Genomic DNA, 4,124 nt, shown 5'->3' on the forward strand with positions numbered 1-4,124 from the left:
CAGATGCACAACTGGGCGTTCCGCGAACTCCAAGAGATGCTCGCGTACAAAGCTAGCGAGTATGGAATTCGTCTTGAGAAGATACCGCCTGCGTTTACGAGTCAGACTTGCTCGAAGTGCGGGCATCAGTCCAGCACGAACCGCGATTCGGACGGGTGGTTTGAGTGCAACGACTGTGGGTACTCGGTTGACGGCGATTACAACGCTTCGAAGAACATCGGTTTGAAACTGCTAACTTTACCATCGGGCAAACGTCCCGATGGGTTGGGCGACGGTCATCTCGCCCTCAAGTCTGGGATGGTGAACGGGAATGGCGATTACACCGCCTACTCCAATTCGGAGGCAGACCGGGAGTCCACGGACAAGCCCACGACTTCAGTCGTGGGTCGATGACGATGATACACGACGCACATCTCGCTGACGCGATTAGGACTCTTAGAGACGGTCAATCGAGTATCACAGTGTACGTCGAAGAACTCCGAGAGCGTGTCGAAGCGGTCGAACCACAGCTGGAGTCGCTCGTTCCGGAAGCCGGGCGCTGGGAGCGGGTCTTGGCCGAGGCAGCGGCCCTCGAAGAGCGCTATCCGAACCCTACAGACAGGCCACCATTGTACGGTGTACCCATCGGGGTGAAAGATATTTTTCACGTCGATGGGCTCCCAACGCGGGCGGGGTCCACACTTCCGCCAGCTGCCTTGGCTGGACAAGAGGGGGATGCAGTCCAGCGGATGCGAGACGCCGGGGCACTCATCCTCGGGAAAGCCGTCACGACGGAATTCGCGTACTTCGAACCGGGTCCGACTCGGAATCCACACGACATCGCCCACACACCCGGCGGCTCGAGTAGCGGGTCGGCTGCTGCGGTCGCGGCTGGTCTCTGTCCGTTCGCGTTCGGGTCACAGACTGTTGGGTCGGTAATCAGGCCCGCAGCGTTCTGTGGCGTCGTCGGCTTCAAGCCGACCTTCGGTCGCATTCCAACCACGGGAATGATCGAGTTCTCGAAGTCGGTCGACCACGTCGGCTTTTTCACCCAAGACACAGTGGGTGCCGAACTCGCAGCGGCAGTCCTCTGTGATGACTGGCGTCACTTGCCGTCACAACGGGAGAAACCAGTTCTGGGCGTGCCCGAAGGCCCCTATCTCGACCAGGTCAGCGAAGTGGGCCGCCACGGCTTCGAAACACATCTCGAAGCGCTCCGAGACGCTGGCTACGATATCGTGAGTGTCCCGATACTCGACGACATCGACGCGATAAACCACCGGCACGATCGACTGAACGCGGCTGAACTCGCGATAGCCCACGAAGCCTGGTACGAAGCGTACGGCGACGAATACTCCGAGACGACACGAACGCTCATCGAAGAGGGCAGAACGATTCCGACGAGAGAGATTGCGCGTGGACGACAGAGTCGACTCGAGGTTCGCGACCGACTCGAAGCTGCGATGGACGATGCAGGAATCGACCTCTGGATTGCGCCGTCGGCACCCGGTCCTGCGCCCGAGGGAATCGACTCGACTGGCGACCCCGTGATGAACCTCCCGTGGACACATTCTGGGCTTCCGACGATTGCACTTCCTGGCACGACTAGTGAGGAAGGGCTTCCCCTTGGGGTGCAGTGTGCAGCACCCTTCGGTGCCGATGAGCGGCTTCTCGATTGGTCGCACGAGATCGCCGCGGCGCTCTAACGCGGAGTACAGAGGAAGTCCACGACTGCAGGTGGGGTACTGACTGTCGCAGTCTGCGCTGGTTCAGGCGGTCTCTTGCGCACGGGCGAGTTCTTTCTGAGTCGGCACTCGCTGTGTGTGGCTCCGTTCGACTGCAGACGTCGATCTCTCGACCGGAGGGCGGCTTTCACTCTGGTGCCATTTGGTCCGTCTCTTCGAGGTGGGTGTCTTCCCACGCTCGTCGGTCGTGGATGGTGGCCACTCCTTTCTGGCTGAGTTCGTAGTAATTAGTGCGCCGGTCGAGGGTGCCTTTCGCAACGTAGCCGTGTTCGACTAACACGTCGAGGTTGGGATACAGCCGACCGTGGTTGACGTCCGAGAGTGTCGTTATCTCGGTGAGACGCTCCTTGATGTCCTGTCCAGAAGGGCGTGTCAACGCTGCGATGGCGTAGAGCAAATCCCGCTGGAACCCTGTCAACTCGAACATATCGCCATAACGTGTTCGTCCAATATCAGTATGGGTCGCATTCTTGCGGTTAGTTCTTGGTTTATCTGGGATGCCAGAGAGATTCGAGGAAAGACCAATAATCCCGTCTGCCACTGAGAGCACATCGTGTTCTAGGTGGCTACCAAGAAATCAAAGGTGTCTGGCAACGTGGGATGTATTCGACCGACGAGGTGGGTGGGTGAATTATTAACACGAAAGTTAGCCATGGTCTTCCTTTCTACCAGCAGTTAAAAAACCGACGCACGTTGAGTGATATCGAATTGAACTTGGTAAAAAACATTATATTTCTAGACAGTGTATGTGGGCTATGGAAAAAGACGAAATTTCTGAATTTCAGGAAAAACACAACGACAGCGGTACAGCGTGCGATGACGAGGTGAAAGATCCAATCGTTGAGTCCGATGGTGGTGAGGAAGTCGTCGAACGTGAAGTCATCGTGACCGAATACGACGATGCGATGGCGCGGTGTGGACTCTGGGGCAACGAACGCTGGCGTACGTCGAACGACAGCTAACAACCGTGGCTGACGGTCACTATTGAGTGGCTATGGCTTTCTCCCCTCGCGTTGTGGCTACCCCAAGACGGCTACGTGGTCACTGTCGATATCATGCCAATGTCAATACGGTGAATATTATCGACGGACATCGGACTTTCAACTCCAATAGGTGCCTTTGTTTAGTGAACCCAGTAGTCACTAGCTGCGTGTTCACTAACTGAGTTCTGTGGACACCGCTTTGCGCAGTAGTTATTTGTCGTTCCGAATACGTTTGTGATTTAATGGATCAGAACGCGGCCTCGAATTCCATTTCTGAGGTGATTGATGCGGTGCAGCAGACAGCAATAGTCGATGAAGAGTTTCTCGAGACGGTATTGACCGGTATCTTGGGACGGGGACACGTGCTTATCGAAGACGTTCCTGGTACTGGCAAGACACTGACTGCACGTAGTCTTGCGAAGGTTCTTGGCCTGAAATTCAAACGCATTCAGTTCACTCCGGACTTACTGCCGAGCGACATCACTGGCAGTCACCTGTACAACGAGTCAACTGGGGATTTCGAGTTTAGCCCAGGTCCAATCTTTTCGAATATCGTCCTTGCAGACGAGATAAACCGCGCACCGCCGAAAACTCAGGCTGCATTGCTCGAAGCGATGGGTGAAAAACAGGTAACTGTCGATAATGAAACGCGAAAACTCCCAGAGCCGTTCTTCGTCATTGCCACGCAGAACCCGATTGAGCACGAAGGCACGTTCTCACTTCCGGAAGCACAACGCGACCGGTTCATGACCAAGACATCTATGGGGTATCCTTCTCGTGGGGGTGAGCGTGAACTCTTGGATCGTCGTGCAGACCGAACGACACAGACGCCGGCAGCACGGACGGTTATCGACCGATCACAGGTACACGACATTCAAGATATTGTTGAGACAGTCCACGTTGATTCGCGGCTTCGTGACTATCTCGTCGATATCTGTCGACAGACGAGAGAAGATCATCAAGTCGAGACTGGGGTGTCTCCGCGGGGAATTCAGCGAGCGTTCGAGGCCGCTCGTGCTCGAGCGCTCATCCAACAGCGAGACTACGTCGTTCCTGATGATGTCAAAGCGATTGCTGTTCCTGTGTTGGCTCACCGTCTCGTATTGACTAATGAAGCACAAATTCGCGATGCTGACCCGAAAGCGGTTATCAACCGGTCACTTGACGCGGTTGAAGTCCCCTCGATTGAGACGCCGAGGGCCTGATTGAATTCTCCCCCCAAACTGTTCACGTGTGCTCATACGTACTCGCCTAGGAGAGTCGCAATGCAAGTGAAAACATCACCGCACCACCGACTGCAGCAAGCAACGCAACTAGGGCGGTTGGCCCTGTCCAGCCGACACTGAAGCTCCCAGCTAATATCAAGGCACCTGTCGTCACAGCCACGCCGACGATTCCCAGTCCGAAGATCGACACG

General features: G+C 55.8%; 5 protein-coding genes. 4 read left to right on the forward strand and 1 reads right to left on the reverse strand.

Features of this window, described 5'->3' with window-relative positions; all coding sequences use genetic code 11:
- Window positions 1-393: zinc ribbon domain-containing protein (locus AUR66_RS09925; protein ID WP_197409727.1), on the forward strand; the 393-nt coding region annotated here is incomplete at its 5' end.
- Between the two features lie 2 nt (window positions 394-395).
- Window positions 396-1,685 (forward strand): amidase, encoded by a 1,290-nt coding sequence (locus AUR66_RS09930; RefSeq protein WP_058572281.1) that lies wholly within the window; start codon window positions 396-398, stop codon window positions 1,683-1,685.
- 166 nt (window positions 1,686-1,851) lie between these two features.
- Here AUR66_RS09930 and AUR66_RS09935 read toward each other — a convergent pair whose 3' ends face one another.
- The gene (locus AUR66_RS09935) at window positions 1,852-2,151 is read right to left on the reverse strand and encodes a PadR family transcriptional regulator (protein WP_058572277.1); all 300 of its coding nucleotides are present in this window, start codon (window positions 2,149-2,151) and stop codon (window positions 1,852-1,854) included.
- 328 nt (window positions 2,152-2,479) lie between these two features.
- Here AUR66_RS09935 and AUR66_RS09940 point away from each other — a divergent pair, with 328 nt between their 5' ends.
- On the forward strand, window positions 2,480-2,686 hold the full coding sequence (locus AUR66_RS09940) for a hypothetical protein (protein ID WP_058572278.1): 207 nt from the start codon (window positions 2,480-2,482) through the stop codon (window positions 2,684-2,686).
- A 263-nt stretch (window positions 2,687-2,949) separates the two neighbouring features.
- Window positions 2,950-3,912 (forward strand): AAA family ATPase, encoded by a 963-nt coding sequence (locus AUR66_RS09945; protein ID WP_058572279.1) that lies wholly within the window; start codon window positions 2,950-2,952, stop codon window positions 3,910-3,912.
- The last annotated feature ends 212 nt before the right edge of the window (window positions 3,913-4,124 follow it).

The sequence above is a fragment of the Haloferax profundi genome (genome assembly GCF_001469865.1).
Classification (GTDB): domain Archaea; phylum Halobacteriota; class Halobacteria; order Halobacteriales; family Haloferacaceae; genus Haloferax; species Haloferax profundi.

Bases quoted from the DNA above. Each gene is read 5' to 3' on its own strand.
- AUR66_RS09930 (WP_058572281.1), top strand. From the start codon at position 396: ATGATACACGACGCACATCTCGCTGACGCGATTAGGACTCTTAGAGAC.
- AUR66_RS09935 (WP_058572277.1), bottom strand. From the start codon at position 2,151: ATGTTCGAGTTGACAGGGTTCCAGCGGGATTTGCTCTACGCCATCGCA.
- AUR66_RS09940 (WP_058572278.1), top strand. From the start codon at position 2,480: ATGGAAAAAGACGAAATTTCTGAATTTCAGGAAAAACACAACGACAGC.
- AUR66_RS09945 (WP_058572279.1), top strand. From the start codon at position 2,950: ATGGATCAGAACGCGGCCTCGAATTCCATTTCTGAGGTGATTGATGCG.